Source organism: uncultured Albimonas sp. (assembly GCF_963977235.1).
Classification (GTDB): Bacteria; Pseudomonadota; Alphaproteobacteria; order Rhodobacterales; family Rhodobacteraceae; genus Albimonas.
In genome coordinates this window covers 229,878-247,013 of the sequence record NZ_CAXBOD010000001.1, presented here as the reverse complement: position 1 = coordinate 247,013, position 17,136 = coordinate 229,878, and the positions used below count along the sequence as shown (strand labels likewise).

Here is a 17,136-nt window from a genome sequence, read left to right as displayed (position 1 = left end):
CGGACCTGCGCCGCGCCCCTGACACGCGCGCCCCCCGAGGGGGGCGCCCTTCGCCCCCTCGTTGAAGGACGCCGGATGCCCCAGGCCCTCTCCCGCGCGGCCGAGCCGCGAACGCTGCTGACCCCCGCCACGATCCCCGCGGCGCTCGAGGCGCAGGCCGCGGGCGCGCGGCTGCTGGCGGGCGGCACCTGGCTGATGCGCGCGCCGCTGCGGGGCGAGACGCTGTCGGGCGCCTTCGCCTCGCTTCACGGCATCGCCGCGCTGCAGCGGCTGGACCTGACGCCCGAGGCCGCCGAGATCGGCGCCGCGGTCAGCCACACGCGCCTGGCCCAGGCGCTGGCGGGGATCCCCGACCTGGCCCCCCTGGCGCTGGCCGCCGGGGCCTCGGCCAACCCCGGCGTGCGCCGGGCGGCGAGCCTGGGCGGCAACCTCTGCGCGCAGGCGTTCCCGGCCGCCGACCTCGCCTGCGCCCTGCTGGCGCTGGAGGCGGACGTGGACCTCGAGCGTCTGTCGGGCCCCGGCCGGCTGCCGCTGGCCGAATTCCTGGCGCGGCGCGAGGCGCTGCTGCCCGGCGCGCTGGTCGCGGGCGTGCGCATCGCGCGCCGGCCCGGGCGGGTCGGCGCCCACGCCCGCCTGCCCCTGCGCGCGGCCGGCGACTACCCCGTCGCCATCGTCTCGCTGGCCGCGGGGGTCGCGGACGGCCGCCTGCTCCGCCCCGTCATCGCCGTCGGCTCGGTCGAACCGGTCGCCCGCCGCTGGCCGGAGCTGGAGGCGGCGCTGGAGGGCGCCCCGCTCGACCCCGCCGCGGGCGCGGAGATCGCCCGCGGGCTGCTCGACGGCTTCTCCCCGCGCGAGGGGGTCGACGCGCCGGGCTGGTACCGGGTCGAGGTGCTGCCCGCCCTGGTCCGCCGCGCCCTCGCAGCCCTTGCAGCCCTCGCCCCGGAGGGCGCGCCATGACCCGCCTTCGCGTGAACGGCGAACCGCTCGCCCTCGACCTCGACCCGATGACGCCGCTGGTGGACCTGCTGCGCCGCGACCTGGGCCTGACCGGCGCCAAGGCCGTCTGCCGCGAGGGGTTCTGCGGCGCCTGCACCGTGCATGTGGACGGCGAGCCGCGCCTCTCGTGCCTGACCCCGGTGGGCCTGCTGGAGGGCGCCGAGATCACCACCATCGAGGGGCTGGGGCGCAACGCGACCTCCTCCGACGACCTGGCCGAGGGGCCGGGCGAGGCGCTGCCCACCCCTCTCCAGCGCGCGATGCTGGAGGAGGACGCGGTCCAGTGCGGCATGTGCTTTCCCGGCATGGTGATGGCGCTGGCCCCGGTGCTGGAAGCCGCCCCCGGGATGGATCGCCAGGCGATCCGCGAGGCGATGACCGGAAACCTGTGCCGCTGCACCGGCTACGAGCGGATCCTGGACGCCGCCCTGCGCGCGCTGCGCCCCGAAGCCGACCGGAAGGAGGCCGCCCGATGACCGCCCCCGACGCCTCGGCGCCCCCCGCCGCTCCCGACGCCGCCCCGTCTGGCGCCGCTGTGTCTGGCGACGCCGTGTCTGGCGCCGCGTCTGCCGACGCCGTCGCCTCGGCGACCGTGATGGACCTGCCGCGCCGCGACGCGCGCGACAAGCTGCTGGGGCGGACCCGCTACACCATCGACCGGATCGGGGCGGGGATGCTGCACGCCGCGATCCTGCGGGCCGAGGGGCCGGCGGGGCGGATCGTGAAGCTCGACCTCGCCCCCGCCCGCGCCATGCCCGGCGTGCGCGGCGTCGTCGGCCCCCGGGACGCGCCCGGCCTGCACGGGATCGGCGTCGCCGACCACCCGCTGTTCGCCCGCGGCCACGTCCGCCACCCCGGCGAGGCGCTGGCCGCCGTCGCCGCAGACACCCTCGAGCAGGCGCGCGCCGCGCTTGCGGTCATCGAGGTCGAGATCGCCCCCGACCCCGCCGCGCTGACTCTGGCCGAGGCCATCGCCCCCGGCGCCCGCCTCGTCCACCCCGACTGGCGCAGCTACGAGACCCTGGCCGAGGGCGGCAACCGCCGCGACAACATCGCCTGGGAGGCCCGCGTCGACCGCGGCGAGGTCGACGCGGCCTTCGCCCGCCCCGACGTGCGCATCGTCGAAAGCCGCTACAGCGTCGGCCGCCAGTCCCACGTGCCGTTCGAGCCGCGGGCGGCGATCGCGCGGTGGGAGGACGGGCGCGTGCACCTGGAATGCTCGACCCAGGCGCCCTGGACCGTGCGCCGGGTCACCGCCACGGTGATGGGCCTCGCCCCCTCGGCCGTGCGGGTGACGGTTCCGCCCGTGGGCGGAGGCTTCGGCCTGAAGTTCGACTGCACCGTCGAGCCGATCGCCGCGATCCTCGCCCGCAGGACCGGCCGCGCGGTGGCCCTCGAGCTCTCGCGCCCCGAGGAGGCCGCGACCTGCCTCTGCCGCGAGAACGCCGAGATCCGCATCCGCTCGGCCATCGACCCCTCGGGCGCCATCGCCGCGCGCGAGGCCGAGGTGCTGATGGACTGCGGCGCCTATGGCGGCGAGCAGGTGTTCCTGACCACGATGACCGCCCACACGCTGGGCGGGAACTACCGGCTGGGCGCGGCCCGGCTGGTCACGAAAGCGGTCTACACCAACACGCCCCCCAACGGCGCCTTCCGGGCCTGCAACGGCGTCTACTGCACCTTCGCGCTCGAGCGGCACACCGACGAGATCTGCGCCGAGCTGGGTCTGGACCCCATCGCCTTCCGCCGGGCCAACGTGGTGGGCGAGGGCGACATCGGCGCCACCGGCCAGGTGTTCCGCGGCAACGTGCTGGGCGACATGCTCGACCGGATGGAGGGGGCCTCGGCCGCCTCCCGCGCGCCCGGCGCGCCTGTGGGGCTGTCGGGGCGGCTGCCCGACGGGCGGCTCTATGGCCGGGCGCGGACGGTGGGGACGTGGTTCGTCTTCGTGGGGCCGTCCTCGGCCACGGTGCATCTGCATGACGACGGCTCGGCCACGCTGGTCACGGCGGGGGTCGAGATCGGCTCGGGCTCCATGGCCCAGGGGTTGCCCCAGATCGTGGCCGCCCAGCTTGGCATCCCGCCGGGGAAGGTGGTGGTGCGCCAGGCCGACACCGACGCCAGCGGGCTCGACATGGGCGTGGGCGGGGGTCGGACCACGGTCTCGCTCGGCGCGGCCAGTCTCGAGGCCTGCGCGGCGGTGCGCGGGCAGCTGCTGGAGGCCGCCTCGGAGATGCTGCAGACCCCGGCCGAGGGGCTGGTCCTGCGCGGCGGCCGGGTCGAGATCGCCGCCTCTCCCGGCGCCGGCGTGGGGTTGCCCGAGGTGGTCGCCCGCCTGCAGTCCACCCGCGGCCCGGTCGCGGGCCACGGCGCCTTCACCGCGCCGGGCGAGCCCTCCCTGCCCGGCTGCGCCGCGGGCCATTTCATCGAGGCGATCGACATCCCCGTCCACGCGGTCCACGAGGCCGAGGTCGCCGTCGATCCCGACACCGGCCATGTCGAGGTGCTGGCCTATCGCGCGGCGCAGGACGTCGGCCTCGCCCTGAACCCGCGCGCGGTGCGCGGCCAGGTCCAGGGGGGCGTGGTGCAGGGCCTGGGCTATGCGCTGCACGAGGAGGCGAGCCTCGACGCGCGCGGCGCGATCCTCCAGACCGGGTTCGAAACCTATCGCATCCCCGGCGCGCTGGACGCGCCCGCGGTCGAGACGATCCTGCACGAGGGCGGCCCCTCGCTGGGTCCGCTGGGCATCAAGGGGGCGGGCGAGGCGCCGATCCTCAATGTGCCGGCCGCCATCGCCTGCGCGGTGGCCAACGCCACCGGCGCGGCCGTCGCGAGCCTGCCCCTGACCCCGCCGCGGCTGCTGGCGCTGATGCGGGGGCGGGGCTAGCCCCGGCCGCCGCCGGGGCGCCCTCGCGCGGTCGGATCTCCGCCAGGCCGGGGCGCGCTCGCCCCAGGTCTCCCCGGCGCTCAGAGGGTCAGCAGGACCCGGCCGATGGCGTCGCGGTCGGTGACCATTTTCATGCCCTCGCGGAACTGCGAGAGGGGGAGGGTGGCGTAGACCTCCGGCTGGATCTTGCCGGCCGACCACCAGGTCATCAGCTGCTCGACCCCGGCGCGGTAGTCGCCGGCCCAGCGCTCGCGTTCGTCCTTCACGCCCCAGCCGACGTGCTGGCCCATGTTGAAGCCGGCCACGTGAATGTTCTTCAGCAGCAGGATGTTGGCGGGGACCGAGGGAATGCCGCCCCCCACGAAGCCGATCACGATGTGGCGCCCGCCCACGTCCAGGCAGCGCAGCGAGTCGTGGAACACCTTCTCGCCCACGGTGTCGTAGACGACGTTCACGCCGCGGCCGTCGGTGGCCTCGGCCACATAGTCGCGGAAGGAGGTCGTGGTCGAGTCGATCACATGCTCGACCCCGCGCTTGCGCAGGAACTCGGCCTTGGCCTCGCCCCGGACCACGGCGAAGGGCTCGGCTCCCATGGCGCGGGCGATGTCGACCGCGGGCAGGCCGACGCCGCCGCAGGCGCCGTGGACCAGCACCTTCTCTCCGGGCTGTAGTTTCGCCCGCCAGACCAGCCCGCCATAGGCCGTCATCCAGGAGATCGGGACGCCGGCCGCCGCGCCGGCGTCGAGCCCCTCGGGGATCGCGTAGGCGTGGCGCGAGTGGACCACGACCTGGCCCGCATAGCCGCCCCAGTCGAGCGCCGCGCAGACCCGGTCGCCAACCTGGAGGGGGGTGTCGAGGGGCCCCTCGCCGAGTTCGAGCACCGTGCCCGAGACCTCGGCGCCGGGCGAGAACGGCAACGTCGGCTTGCGCTGGTACTTGCCCTCGACCACCAGCGTCGTGGCCCAGGAGACGGCGGCGTGGGAGACGCCGATGCGCAGTTCGCCAGGGGCGAGCGGGCCGGGGACCGGGACCTGCTTCAGCTCCATCTCGTCGTAGGGCCGCCAGCTTTCGCAGATCACGGCGGGCATCGTCGGCGCCATTCGGGGGATCCTCCTGCGGGGGGGTTGCTTTGGCCGGTTGTCGACCGGCCGGTCGGGAGGGACTCTCGACGCGGGGCCCGGCGGGGTCAACGTCGCGGGTCCTGCGACGATGCCGCGGGGGCCGAGCGGGGGCGCCCTCGATCCGCGCCGGGCCAGCCTGGGGATCCGCGCAGGGGTCCGCGCCCGGCTCTGACGCCTGCGCCCTCCGACCCTGGCCGCCCGCGCATTGCAGGCGCCGGGCGCGCCGCCCCCGGGCGCGCCGGGGTGGGCGGGCGGGAGGCGCGTCCGGGGGCGGCGCGACCGTCGCCGGTTCGCGCCATCGCGTCGGATTCGGCCTCGCGCCCCAACCCGCTCCGGCGCAGGCTCCCCGCGCCGTCCCCCGGCGCTCGCGGCTTTCCGCGGCGGCCCGACCGGCGTAGAAAGACGTCGTCCGCCGAACCCGTCCCGCCTGCCCCGCCGCGCGTCCTGGAGATCGCAGATGCCTCACCGCCTCCCCCGCCTCCCCCTCGCCTGCCCCCTGGTGGCCGTCGCCGTGCTGGCGCTGGGCCTCTCCGCCCCGACGCGCGCCGACTCTCAGGAGGGCTACTACTACCCCCCGGTCACCTCCGAGGAGGAGTTCGACCGCGAGATGATCGACGGCCCCGCCGCCGATCCCCTGACCCGCGAGACCTTCGTGACCATGATCACCACCGCCCAGCTCGAGGCGCCGGCCAACCCCCGTTTCGCGATCTTCGCCAAGGGCGAAGGCTCGCGCCGGCTGATCATGGTCGGGCTCGACGACGGGGCGTTCAAGACGCTGTTCCGCGCCCGCGCGATCCTGGCGCAGATGACCTATTCGCTGCGCAACTCGCCCTTCTTCAAGGACCAGGGGATCGAGGCGACGGCCACCCTGTTCGACGTCCTGCAGCTGATGGACTTCGAGTCGCTGACCCTCACCGACGGCGAGACCTGGTCCCACCGCGTCTACTTCAAGTAGTCCCCCTTCCAGCGCGCCCCGATCCGGAGGCCCCGATGCCCGAGCTGAGCGAGATCACCTCCCTGGGCCGCACGGTCGAGACCCCCGCCTCCCCCGAGGCGGCGGTCATCGACGTGGTCCCCAACCCCCAGCAGGGCACGCTGTTCGCGGCGCGCTTCGCGGCGCCCGAGTTCACCTCGCTGTGCCCGGTCACCGGCCAGCCGGACTTCGGCCACCTGGTGATCGACTACGTCCCGGACGCGAGCCTGATCGAATCGAAGTCGCTGAAGCTGTTCCTGACCAGCTTCCGCAACCACGGCGCCTTCCACGAGGATTGCACCGTGGGCATCGGCCGGCGGCTGGCCGAGGCGGCGAAGCCCCTGTGGCTTCGCATCGGCGGCTACTGGTATCCCCGCGGCGGCATCCCGATCGACGTGTTCTGGCAGACCGGCAGCCCCCCCGAGGGCCTGTGGCTGCCCGACCAGGGCGTTCCCCCCTATCGCGGCCGGGGCTGAGCCTCGCCCGCGCCCTCCCGCTCCCGCATCCTCCAGGAGAGCTTCATGGATCAGCAGACCTCCGCCCGCGCCCCGGCCCGCATCATCGACGGCAAGGCCTTCGCCGCGAGCCTGCGCGCGCGCATCGCCGGCCACGTGACCGCGCTGAAGGCGCAGGGCGTGACCCCGGGCCTGGCGGTGGTGCTGGTGGGCGAGGACCCGGCCTCCGAGGTCTACGTGCGCAACAAGGGGGTGGCGACGGCCGAGGCGGGAATGCAGGGGGTCGAGCACAAGCTGCCCGCGGAAACGCCCGAGGCCGATCTGCTGGCCCTGGTGGCGCGGCTGAACGCCGACCCCGCGGTGCACGGCATCCTGGTGCAGCTGCCCCTGCCCGCGCACATGGACGCCGACAAGGTGATCGACGCCATCGCGCCAGAGAAGGACGTCGACGGCTTCCACGTGCAGAACGTGGGCCGGCTGGCGACGGGGATGGACGCGATGGTCTCGTGCACGCCGCTCGGCTGCCTGATGATGCTGCGCGAGGCGCTGGGCGACCTCTCGGGGCTCGAGGCGGTGGTGGTCGGCCGCTCGAACATCGTGGGCAAGCCCATGGCGCAACTGCTGCTGCGGGAGAACTGCACGGTCACGCTCGCCCACTCGCGCACCAGGGACCTCGCGGAGGTGTGCAGGCGGGCGGACATCCTGGTGGCGGCGGTGGGCCGGCCGCGAATGGTGCAGGGCGACTGGGTCAAGCCGGGCGCGACGGTGATCGACGTGGGCATCAACCGCATCCCGGCGCCCGAGCGCGGCGAGGGCCGCGTGCGGCTGGTCGGCGACGTCGACTTCGACTCGGCCGCGAAGGTTGCGGGCGCGATCACCCCGGTGCCGGGCGGCGTCGGGCCGATGACCATCGCCTGCCTGCTGGCCAACACGGTGATCGCGGCGAGCCGCCAGGCCGGCCTCGCCCCCCCGGCGGACCTCGCCTACTGATCCGACCCTCTGGAAGCGCCGCGCGACGCGGGCGCCGCGTGGCCGGCCCTGCGCTCGCGGCGCGGTCCCGGCCGGGCGCGGTGTTGCGGCCTGTGGCAGGCGGCGCCGCCCGGACGCCCGTGGGTGGCGCAAGACCGCCACGCGCGCCCGGCGCCCGCCTCTCTGCCCGGCGCCGTCGGCTGCCGTGGCAGGGCCCCGGGTCGGGCCCGGGCCCCGTGCGCGAGCCCGAAGTCCGGTCGCGCCTCGGGCGGGGTCCCGGGTCGCCCGCAAGGCGGCGGCCGGCCGGGCCCGCGCCGCGAGCGTCCGGTCTGTCCCGGGCGCGCGCGTCGCGCGGCGCTTCCCCGGCGGGCAGCCGGTCAGTCGGCCTGCATCTCGCGGCGCCGCATCGGCATCCGGTCGACGAGAGCAAACAGCTCCAGCGGCGCCACGGGATGCGGCTCGCGCAGCTTCACGCCGCCGTCCTTGCCCACGAGCACCGTGGCGAACCCCTCCACCTCCATCGCCTTGCGCAGGGGCCCGCCCGCCGCGGGATCGGCGTCGACCAGCACGACCATGTCGCGCTCGGCCAGACCTGGGGCCGCGGCCTGCAGCGCCTCGATCTGGCCGAGGTAGTCCGGATCGCGCGGCGAGTCCGCAAACACCAGCACCGGTCGCGCTTCCCGACGCAGGGCGTCGAGGTCGGCGGGCATCGGGCGCGGATCGGCCGGCTCGACCGGCTCGGCCCGCGCGACGGGCGCGAGGGCCAGCGCCAAGGCGAGACCGGCGCAGAGCCGCCCGCCCAGGGCGGCGCGGCGGCGGGGATCAACGGAGGCTTTGGGCATCGAGCGCTCCCTCTCGGCTGTCGCGGTCGAGAGGAGAGGTGCGGCGCCCCGGCGCCGGGGCCAGCGAGGTCACGCGAAGTTCAGCGCGGCGAAGAGAGAGGTCGCAACGAAAAAGGCCGGTCGTCGCCGACCGGCCTTTTCGTGTCCCACCCTCCCCGAAACGGAGAGATATTGGAGCGGGCGATGAGATTCGAACTCACGACCCCAACCTTGGCAAGGTTGTGCTCTACCCCTGAGCTACGCCCGCGTCCTTGGGTGAGCGGTGATCTACAGAGATTCGCTGGAGGGTGCAAGAGGGGTCGGACCCCGGCGTGGCGTCATCTTCGCGGCTCGGGTTGCGACAGGCGGGCGCAGGGGCCAGATCGCTGCAATGCAACGGAAAACGCCGCCGGGCGAGAGCCTCGGCGGCGTCTGGACGACGTCGTTGGAGCGCGGGTTCAGCGGCCCGTGCGCTCCAGCACCACGCGGGCGGTGCGCACCAAGATGCCGAGGTCCAGCCACAGCGAGACGCGGCGGGCGTAGGTGCTGTCGTGGATCGCGCGGGTGGCGAAGCTGGAGTCGTTGCGCGCGCCGACCTGCCAGGAGCCGGTGAGCCCCGGGCGCAGCGCATAGTAGCTCATGCCGTTGTAGATGTCGGTCTGCACCGGGGTGAACGGGCGCGGGCCGACGAAGGACATGTCGCCGACGAAAATGTTCCACAGCTGCGGCAGCTCGTCGAGCGAGGTGGTCCGCAGGAAGCCACCGAAGGCGGTGATGCGGGGATCCTGGCGCAGCTTCTGGCTGACGTCCCACTCGCGACGGGCGTCGGCGTTCTCGGCGAGATAGGCCTCGAGCCGTTCGTCCGCGCCCACGACCATGGTGCGGATCTTCCAGCACTTGAACAGTCGGCCGCCCCGGCCGACGCGCGCCTGCCCGTAGAAGCCCGGGCCGCCGTCGATCCGCGCCAGCAGCGAGAACAGCAGGATCAGCGGACCCGCCACCGGCATCGCCAGCAGGCACAGAAACAGATCAAGCGCCCGCTTGCCGTGCCGAACGTAGAACCCTTCCCGGGTTCCCGCGTTCATCAGATCACGTGCCGACACGGATCCGGTCTCGCCCGATTGGTGGAAAGCAGCGTGGTGCAGCACCGATGATAACCCCCAGATACCCCAACGCTTCGGCCATGCAAACCCTTGCAGCGCCGCTCGCCCAAAGCCCGGGCGATCGCCGCATCCCCATACGCGGCGGCGTTAGATGAACGTTTCCATAAAATGCCGCCCCGCACAACGCATATTCCCGCTGTTAACGGTGTATTCATCCCAAAAAGTGGTGAAACCTCCGTGCTCTGCGGTCGATTGGCGCCCCGATGGCGACGCCTGCGCGCTTCTGCGCCAGGCCGGTTCCGCACGAAACGCAGGATGAACGGGGCGAAAGTGCGGCGCGAGGGTCACGCCGGGACCCTCGCAGGCCGAATCCCATCCTTTCGCCATAGATTTGAATGGAAACCCGCCCCGATTCGCGTCAGAACGCCTTGTTAAAGCACGAGAGGAACAACGAGGGGCGAGGTCTTGTTCAAGCAGGCTTTTCTGATTGCAGGTGTTCTCCTGCTCGCGGTTCCGGCGTCGGCCCAGGTCGGCGCGCCGCTCAGCCAGACGCCGTCCGCCGCCACGCCGGCGCCGACCACGGACGCATCCACGGTGCGCGCCAACATGGGCCTGCCCGAGTCCGAGGCCGGCATCGTCGAGGAAGGCCAGCCCTACCAGATTCGGGTCGGCGACCGCCTGGCGATCTCGGTGCTCGAGGACCCGAGCCTCAGCACCCAGGTGCTGGTGCTGCCCGACGGGCGGATCTCGCTGCCGATCGCGGGCTCGGTCTTCGTCTCCGGCCGCTCCACCGCGGATGTCGAGGCCCAGCTGACCCGGGCCTTCGCCTCGGGCTTTGCGGTCGAACCCACGATCACCGTCGCGGTGGCGGGCCTGGCGCCGTTGGCCGGGGACAACGCGCTGGACGAGCCGGTGCGATTCTACGCGATGGGCGCGGTGACCCGCCCCGGTCCGATCGAATCGGACCGCGAGATCACCCTGATCGAGGCGCTGGCCATGGCCGGCGGACCCAGCCCCTTCGCCGCCACCGACCGCATCCAGCTGCGCCGTCGCGACGAGAACGGGGTGGAATCGGTGATCCTGTTCAACTTCGAGCGGGTCGAGGACGGGCTGCCCGTGACCAACAACGAGGTCATCGAGGAAGGCGACGTGATCTTCGCCCCCGAGCGCGGCCTGTGGGACTGAGGCGACCGCCCTCCAGCCCAAAGCCCGAGCCGGAGACCAGCGAGGTGCGACGCGCCATGACGGGGCAATCCACCGCCGACCGCCGCCGCCGGGCGCGTCGCCTCGCGCAGGGCGGGGCGGCGTTCGGCGTCGCCGCGGCGGCGGCGCTGGCGGCCGCGCCCTCGGGCGCCGGCGACCGCACGCTGACCGGGACGCTGAGCCAGACCTTCCTCGGCGACACCAACCTGCAGGTCGACCGCAACAATGGCGTCGGCGGGGGCAATGACGGCGAGGCGGCGCTGGGATCGCGCTCGCGGCTTGCGATCAACTACACCGACGAGACCTCGACCTCGCTGCTCAGTTTCGGCGGCAACATCGACTATGACGCCTACACCGGCTCGGACAACGACAACATCAGCGGGCTGTTTCCGGACCTGACGGCCGGCTACCAGCTGAACGGGCGGCGCAGCGCGATCCAGCTGACCGCCTTCGGCTCGGCCCAGCCCGTCGACACGCTGGACTTCAACGGGGGGTCCTTCTTCGATCCGGGCGCCGAGCCGACGCCGATCGACCCGACCGATCCCGACCCGGGCACGCCCAACGCCTCGGTCGACAGTCTCGACGCGATCCGCACGATCTACGGGGTCAGCTTCTCCTACAACGAGCGGATAAACTCCCGCGACACCTCCAACGTCGGCTTCACCGTGCAGCGGCGCGACTTCGTCGATGGCGGGCGGAGCCAGACCCCCTCGAACCAGTTCTCGATGGCGACGGGATGGCAGCGGCAGATCTCGTCGCGCCTCGCGGCCGGGCTGAGCTTCAACGGCAGCCTGCTGAAGGCCGAGGGCGAGCTCGACACCGAGACCTACACGATCAGCCTGTCGCCGAACCTGACCTACGCGGCCACGCCGAACCGCACCTTCAACCTGTCGGTGGGCCCGCAGTACTCGATCTCCGACCGCAAGCAGCGGCTGCCGGGCGGGGGGCTCGCGCCCGACGTCGGCTACAGCCTGGGGCTGCGCGTGGCGGCGGGGATGAGCTACGCCTACGACAACGTGCGGACCGCGTTCTCGCTGAGCCAGGACGTGTCGCCCAACGACGACGGCGACGCGGTCAACCGCACCTCGATCAGCGCTTCGCTGACGCAGCGGATCTCTGCGACCAGCTCGCTGACCTCCTCCATCCGCGCGGGGATCGAGACGCCGCTCGATTCCGGGTCGACGGGCGCCTCGGAGGAAACGCTGGCCGTCGACTACAGGGCTGCGTTCCGGCAGCAGGTCAACACCTTCTCGACGATCGATTTCTCGCTGGGCAGCGGCTATCGCGACGACGGGGCGGACGCCGACGTGGTGATCTCGACCGGGGCCGGCTACAGCTATCGCCTGACCGAGGACACCGGGCTGCGGCTGGCCTACGACTTCCGCATGCCGCTGGGCGACATCGACGACGAGGACGATTCGCATCGCGTCGGCCTGACCCTGACCCACGCTTTCACGCTGCTGCCCTGAACCGCCGCCCCGTCGGGCGGCGCGGGCGCGGCGCGCCAAGGAGACTTCCCGATGAAGGGCATCATCCTCGCCGGCGGCTCCGGCACCCGGCTGCATCCGATCACGCTGGGGGTCTCCAAGCAGCTTCTGCCGGTCTACGACAAGCCGATGATCTACTATCCGCTGTCGGTGCTGATGCTGGCGGGCATCCGCGACGTGCTGGTGATCACCACCCCCCATGACGCCGCGCAGTTCCACCGCGCGCTGGGCGACGGATCCCAGTGGGGGCTGAACCTGCAATACGCGGTGCAGCCCAGCCCCGACGGCCTGGCCCAGGCCTTCGTCATCGGGCGCGAGTTCGTGGGGACCGACAACGTCTGCCTGGTGCTGGGCGACAACATCTTCTACGGCCACGGCCTGCCCGAGCTGCTCAAGGCGGCGCTGACGCGCAAGACCGGCGGCACCATCTTCGGCTACCACGTCCACGATCCGCAGCGCTACGGCGTGGTCGAGTTCGACCGCAGCGGCAAGGCGCTGTCGATCGAGGAGAAGCCGGCCGAGCCGAAAAGCTCCTACGCGGTGACGGGCCTGTATTTCTACGACAACGACGTGCTGGACATCGCGGCCAACGTCGCCCCCTCGCCCCGCGGCGAGCTGGAGATCACCGACGTCAACAACGCCTATCTCCAGCGCGGGGACATGTTCGTCGAGATCATGGGGCGGGGCTACGCCTGGCTCGACACCGGCACCCACGCCTCGATGCTGCAGGCCGGCCAGTTCGTGCAGGTGATCGAGGAGCGCCAGGGCCTGAAGGTCGCCTGCCCCGAGGAGATCGCCTGGACCGCCGGCTGGATCGACGACGCCCAGCTCGAGGCGCTGGCCGCCCCCCTGAAAAAGAGCGGCTATGGCGAGTATCTCGCCCGCCTCCTGCGCCGTCCCCGCTGATCGCCGCGCCTTGATCCCGCGCGCGAGGCGCGGGCGACGCACGGTCTGCGCCGCGCTTGCGGTCGGCGCCCGGGGCCGGCGCCGCCCCCGCCCGCTTCCCCCCGCCGCCCCGCCCCGTTAAGGGGAGAGCCATGGAATTCCGCGCCCGATCCCTCGCCTGCCGCCGCGCCGGGCGCCTCGTGTTCGAGGGGCTGTCGTTTGCGCTGGTCTCGGGCCAGGCGGCGGCGCTGCGGGGGCCGAACGGCTCGGGCAAGTCCTCGCTGCTGCGGATCCTGGCGGGGCTGGCGCCGGCTGCGGCGGGGGCGGCCTCGCTGGACGGGCTGACGCTTGCGCGCGACGGCGAGGCCTGGCGCGAGCGGGTGGCGCTGGCCGGGCATCTCGATGCGGTCAAGCCCGCCTTCACGGTGCGCGGCAACCTCGCCGCCTGGGCCGCCTTCCACGGCGCGCCGCCCGCCCGCGTCGACGCGGCGCTGGAGCGCTTCGGGCTCGAGCGGCTGGCCGAGGATCCCGCGCACTGGTGCTCGGCCGGGCAGAAGCGGCGGCTGGGGCTGGCGCGGCTGCTGGTCACCGCACGGCCGGTGTGGCTGCTGGACGAGCCGACGGTGTCGCTCGACGCGGGCGCAACCGCCGTGTTCGCCGAGGTGGTGCGCGAACACTGCGCGGCGGGCGGCGTGGCGCTGGCCGCGACCCACGTGGACCTCGGGTTTGGCGACACGGTGGTGACGATGCCTGCGCGCGGGGCCGCCGAGGCCGGGCCGCGTCATCCTCTCGGCGCGGCGCCGGCCGGCGCGCCCGCCCGACCCGATCTCGACGACCCGTTTCTTTCGGGAGACTGGCGATGAGCGCCTTCCTCGCCCTGATCCGCCGCGACCTGGCGCTGGCCTTCCGGATCGGCGGCGGGGGACTGCTGAGCCTGGGATTCTTCCTGCTCGCCGCCCTGCTGATCCCGCTGGGCGTGGGGCCCGAGGGGGCGGCGCTCGCCCGGATCGCGGCCGGCGTGGTCTGGGTCTGCGCGCTGCTGGCGTGCCTGCTGTCGCTCGACCGGCTGTTCCAGGCCGATCTCGAGGACGGCTCGCTCGATCAGCTGGCGCTGGGGCCGCTGCCGCTCGAGGCGATCGTGCTGGCCAAGGCGGGGGCGCACTGGATCGCGACCGGGCTGCCGCTGACGCTGGCCGCGCCGGTGATCGGGGTGATGCTGAACCTGGCGCCCGAGGCCTTCCTTCCCCTGCTCGCGGCGCTGCTGATCGGCGCCCCGGCGCTGAGCCTGGCAGGCGCCGTCGGCGCGGCGCTGACGGCGGGCGTGCGGCGCGGCGGGCTGCTGCTGTCGGTGCTGGTGCTGCCGCTCTATGTGCCGACGCTGATCTTCGGAGCGCAGGCGGCGGACCGGGCGGCCACAGGCCTCGACCCGACGCCGGCGCTGGCCTTCCTGGGCGCGGTCACCGCGCTCGCCGCCGGCATCTCGCCCTTCGCCGCCGCCGCGGCGCTGCGGGTGAACCTGCGCTGAGGCGCGCCCGCTCAGACGAAGTTGTCGGCGTCGTCGAGCTGCAGCGCGGTGAGGCCCGCGAACACCGCGAGGCGGCCGCCCGGCGCGTAGATCGCGGCGCCCTCGGCCTCGTCCACGAAGGTCAGGTCCGCGAAGCCGAGACCCGAGAGCTCGACCAGGTCCTCGCCGAGCTGGAAGGCGGTCACGCGGTCCGCGCCCTCGCCTGCGCGCAGGACCACCACGTCGAGGGCGCCGTCGCCGCCGCCGGCCTTGGGGCCGAGCCGCAGAAGGTCCGCGCCGCCGCCGCCGTCGAACCGGTCGGCCCCGCCGCCGCCCGCGATCACGTCGGCGCCCTGGCCGCCGAACAGGAGGTCGTCGCCGCCGCGGCCCTGAAGGCTGTCTGCGCCCCCGCCCCCGGAGATGCGGTCGTCGCCCCGGCCGCCGTCGAGGCGCAGGTCGTCGCAGCCCCCGCCCTCGATCAGGTCCGCCCCTCCCTCGCCGAACAGCGCGTCGGCGTCGGGGCCGCCGTAGAGCCGGTCCTCGCGCCCGCCGCCGCGCAGGTGGTCCTGGCCGAAGCCGCCGAAGATCAGGTCGCGCCCGTCCTCGCCGTAGCCGTAGTCGCGGCCGCCGCCCATGCGCAGGACGTCGGCGCTCTGGCCGGCGAAGATCGAGGAGTCGGTGTCCTCGCGGTCGCGGTAGAGGTCGTTGCCCCCCAGCATGAACACCGTCACCTCGCCCTTGCGCGGCCCGTCGAAGACGCGGTCGCCGTGCTCGGTCAGGTGCAGGGTCTCGATCTGGGTGAAGTGGTCGACGTCGCCGCCGGGCTTGGTCACGAAGCGGCCGCGCAGCTCGACCTCGACCGGGCCGCGCACGGGGTCGAGCCCGCCCTCGTAGAACAGCCGGTCGAGGTGCTCGCCGCCGTCGATCTCGTCGTCGCCGCCGGCGGTGGCGAAGATCCGGTCGCGGAACTGGCCGCCCAGGATCACGTCGTCGTTCGGCCCGCCCGACAGCATCGGGTCGCCGAAATGCGAGCCCTCGACCCGGAACTCGCGCAGGGAAAGGCGGTGGTCGAGCAGGGCCAGACGCTCGGGCCCGGGATCGGCGCCGGGAGCCTCGGCGTCGGGGGGCAGGAGGCCCAGCGGGACCAGCAGCGCGTCGAGCCGGTCGCCCGAGAGGCGCGTGGGCCCGCGGCCCTGCGCGTCGTGGACCGTCGCCGAGATCAGCGTGGCGGGGCCGTCGTCGGGGACGCGCCAGACGACCTCGACCGCGCCGCCCTCGGCGTGCGTGGCCTCCTGCCGGCGCTGGCGGGGGGCGATGACCTCGAACGGGCCAAGCTCGGCGCCGTCGCGGGCGATGCCGCGCAGGACGTCCAGCACCGCCGCAACGTCAAGACGATCGGCGGCGTCGAATGCGAGACTGGGCATGGCTGAAGGCTCCCGAGCGCCCCAGGTGCGGGCGCAGAAAGCCTAGCGCTTGCCTCTCAAGAGGGCAACGTCGTTTCCGTTTCGGAGAAAGACCGGCGTCGATCGACGGATGTGTGCCAGTTATCTCAACGCCCCCCGCGCTCGCCTTCCTCGGCGCCGTCACCCGCGACGGCGTGGCGGTCGCTGAGGGAAAAGCCTTTCTCGTCCGTCTCCGGGAGCATGTCGCACGTATGGATCTCGAGCCGCCCCTCGCCGCCGCCGGCCACCGCAAAGTCAAGCAGCCTCCCGTCATGGGAGAGCGTCGGATAGCCGAACCGGTCGAGGAGCTCCTGGCCGCCCGATATCGACAGCAGGGTGGCCGGGGTGGTCCATCGGTCGGTCCTGCCAGGCCCTGCAGAGAGAACGAAAGACCGCGAGGGCCGCCCGAAGCCGTGGGCAGGCCTAGCCCCCGTCCTCCCCCCCCCCGAGCGGGGAGGGAGACGGGCGCCTCTACGCCCGGGCTTCGCGGCGCATGGGGGCGGAGGCGGGGGCGTAGGTCTCGTCCAGCGCGTAGCCGGCCGAGCGGACGGTGCGGATCGGGTCGCGGTCGCCGCGCCGGTTGATCGCCTTGCGCAGGCGGCCGACGTGCACGTCCACGGTGCGGATCTCGACATAGACGTCCCGCCCCCAGACCAGGTCCAGCAGCTGCTCGCGCGAGAACACGCGGCCGGGGCGCTGCATGAGGACGTCGAGCAGCTTGAACTCGGTCGGGCCGAGGTGCAGGTCCCGCTCGCCCCGGCGCACCCGGTGGGCCTGGCGGTCGAGGATGATGTCCGCGAAGGTCGCCACGTCGCCCGCCAGCGTGGGGCGCGAGCGGCGCAGCACCGCGCGGATGCGGGCCAGCAGCTCGGAGGTCGAGAAGGGCTTGGTGAGGTAGTCGTCGGCCCCGGTCTCGAGACCGCGGATCCGGTCCTCCTCCTCGCCGCGGGCCGTCAGCATGATGACGGGCGTGTCCTTGATCTCGGCGCGGGCGCGGATCTGGCGGCAGATCTCGATGCCCGAGACGTGGGGCAGCATCCAGTCGAGCACGATGAGGTCGGGGCGTTCCTCCTCGATCGCGATCAGGGCCTCTTCGCCGTCGGAAACCAGGCTGACCTTGTGGCCCTCGCGGACCAGATTGTACTCGAGCAGGGCGCAGAGCGCCTCGTCGTCCTCGATGACCATCACGCGGGCCGTCATGGCGCGTCGTCTCCTTGTTGAGCGGCCGCGACCGGGCCGCCGGCGGCGGAGGGCGGCGGCCGCCCTCCCCGGATCGCGTCCTGGCGCGGC

The 17,136-nt window shown here is 73.6% G+C and carries 16 protein-coding genes and 1 tRNA gene; 11 read left to right on the top strand and 6 right to left on the bottom strand.

The features are described 5' to 3' along the window. Window positions 1-75: 75 nt before the first annotated feature. The 3 genes from AAC134_RS01185 to AAC134_RS01175 are packed head-to-tail and all read left to right on the top strand — an operon-like array spanning window position 76 to window position 3,883. Window positions 76-957: an FAD binding domain-containing protein gene (locus AAC134_RS01185; RefSeq protein WP_339947203.1), complete on the top strand. Its 882-nt coding sequence runs from the start codon at window positions 76-78 to the stop codon at window positions 955-957. Next, window positions 954-1,472, top strand: a complete 519-nt coding sequence (locus AAC134_RS01180; protein WP_339947202.1) for a (2Fe-2S)-binding protein — start codon at window positions 954-956, stop codon at window positions 1,470-1,472. The genes AAC134_RS01185 and AAC134_RS01180 overlap by 4 nt, the downstream gene beginning before the upstream one ends. Continuing rightward, on the top strand, window positions 1,469-3,883 hold the full coding sequence (locus AAC134_RS01175; protein WP_339947201.1) for a xanthine dehydrogenase family protein molybdopterin-binding subunit: 2,415 nt from the start codon (window positions 1,469-1,471) through the stop codon (window positions 3,881-3,883). Before AAC134_RS01180 ends, AAC134_RS01175 begins: the two co-directional genes overlap by 4 nt. A gap of 80 nt (window positions 3,884-3,963) precedes the next feature. Here AAC134_RS01175 and AAC134_RS01170 read toward each other — a convergent pair whose 3' ends face one another. Further along, entirely contained in the window at window positions 3,964-4,983 is a 1,020-nt protein-coding gene (locus AAC134_RS01170; RefSeq protein WP_339947200.1) for an NADPH:quinone oxidoreductase family protein, read from the bottom strand. Between the two features lie 478 nt (window positions 4,984-5,461). On the opposite strand from AAC134_RS01170, the gene AAC134_RS01165 reads away from it, so the two are divergent. Genes AAC134_RS01165 through folD form a run of 3 tightly spaced genes read left to right on the top strand, consistent with a single transcriptional unit; the run spans window position 5,462 to window position 7,422 of the window. Next, entirely contained in the window at window positions 5,462-5,959 is a 498-nt protein-coding gene (locus AAC134_RS01165) for a hypothetical protein (RefSeq protein ID WP_339947199.1), read from the top strand. 35 nt (window positions 5,960-5,994) lie between these two features. Continuing rightward, window positions 5,995-6,453 carry a preQ(1) synthase gene (gene queF, locus AAC134_RS01160; RefSeq protein ID WP_339947198.1) on the top strand — a complete coding sequence of 153 codons (459 nt, stop codon included), beginning with the start codon at window positions 5,995-5,997 and terminating at the stop codon, window positions 6,451-6,453. A gap of 45 nt (window positions 6,454-6,498) precedes the next feature. Beyond that, window positions 6,499-7,422 (top strand): bifunctional methylenetetrahydrofolate dehydrogenase/methenyltetrahydrofolate cyclohydrolase FolD, encoded by a 924-nt coding sequence (gene folD / locus AAC134_RS01155; RefSeq protein ID WP_339947197.1) that lies wholly within the window; start codon window positions 6,499-6,501, stop codon window positions 7,420-7,422. A 356-nt stretch (window positions 7,423-7,778) separates the two neighbouring features. Here folD and AAC134_RS01150 read toward each other — a convergent pair whose 3' ends face one another. From AAC134_RS01150 to AAC134_RS01140, 3 genes are all read right to left on the bottom strand, one after another. Then, window positions 7,779-8,243 carry a DUF4174 domain-containing protein gene (locus tag AAC134_RS01150; RefSeq protein WP_339947196.1) on the bottom strand — a complete coding sequence of 155 codons (465 nt, stop codon included), beginning with the start codon at window positions 8,241-8,243 and terminating at the stop codon, window positions 7,779-7,781. Between the two features lie 172 nt (window positions 8,244-8,415). Further along, window positions 8,416-8,490 (bottom strand) — tRNA-Gly (locus AAC134_RS01145). Between the two features lie 190 nt (window positions 8,491-8,680). Continuing rightward, on the bottom strand, window positions 8,681-9,325 hold the full coding sequence (locus tag AAC134_RS01140) for a sugar transferase (protein ID WP_339947195.1): 645 nt from the start codon (window positions 9,323-9,325) through the stop codon (window positions 8,681-8,683). Between the two features lie 465 nt (window positions 9,326-9,790). On the opposite strand from AAC134_RS01140, the gene AAC134_RS01135 reads away from it, so the two are divergent. The 5 genes from AAC134_RS01135 to ccmB all read left to right on the top strand — a co-directional run bounded on the left by AAC134_RS01135 (window position 9,791) and on the right by ccmB (window position 14,425). Continuing rightward, entirely contained in the window at window positions 9,791-10,510 is a 720-nt protein-coding gene (locus AAC134_RS01135) for a polysaccharide biosynthesis/export family protein (RefSeq protein WP_339947194.1), read from the top strand. A 44-nt stretch (window positions 10,511-10,554) separates the two neighbouring features. Then, window positions 10,555-11,997 (top strand): hypothetical protein, encoded by a 1,443-nt coding sequence (locus AAC134_RS01130; protein ID WP_339947193.1) that lies wholly within the window; start codon window positions 10,555-10,557, stop codon window positions 11,995-11,997. 51 nt (window positions 11,998-12,048) lie between these two features. Then, the gene (gene rfbA / locus AAC134_RS01125) at window positions 12,049-12,921 is read left to right on the top strand and encodes a glucose-1-phosphate thymidylyltransferase RfbA (protein ID WP_339947192.1); all 873 of its coding nucleotides are present in this window, start codon (window positions 12,049-12,051) and stop codon (window positions 12,919-12,921) included. Window positions 12,922-13,052: 131 nt separating this feature from the next. Then, window positions 13,053-13,763 (top strand): heme ABC exporter ATP-binding protein CcmA, encoded by a 711-nt coding sequence (gene ccmA, locus AAC134_RS01120; RefSeq protein ID WP_339947191.1) that lies wholly within the window; start codon window positions 13,053-13,055, stop codon window positions 13,761-13,763. Next, window positions 13,760-14,425 (top strand): heme exporter protein CcmB, encoded by a 666-nt coding sequence (gene ccmB / locus AAC134_RS01115; protein ID WP_339947190.1) that lies wholly within the window; start codon window positions 13,760-13,762, stop codon window positions 14,423-14,425. Before ccmA ends, ccmB begins: the two co-directional genes overlap by 4 nt. A gap of 11 nt (window positions 14,426-14,436) precedes the next feature. On the opposite strand, the gene AAC134_RS01110 is transcribed toward ccmB, so the two are convergent. Together AAC134_RS01110 and phoB are read right to left on the bottom strand one after the other, a co-directional pair. Then, window positions 14,437-15,828 carry a calcium-binding protein gene (locus AAC134_RS01110; RefSeq protein ID WP_339947189.1) on the bottom strand — a complete coding sequence of 464 codons (1,392 nt, stop codon included), beginning with the start codon at window positions 15,826-15,828 and terminating at the stop codon, window positions 14,437-14,439. Window positions 15,829-16,317: 489 nt separating this feature from the next. Beyond that, window positions 16,318-17,046 (bottom strand): phosphate regulon transcriptional regulator PhoB, encoded by a 729-nt coding sequence (gene phoB, locus AAC134_RS01105; RefSeq protein WP_339947188.1) that lies wholly within the window; start codon window positions 17,044-17,046, stop codon window positions 16,318-16,320. Window positions 17,047-17,136: the final 90 nt, after the last annotated feature.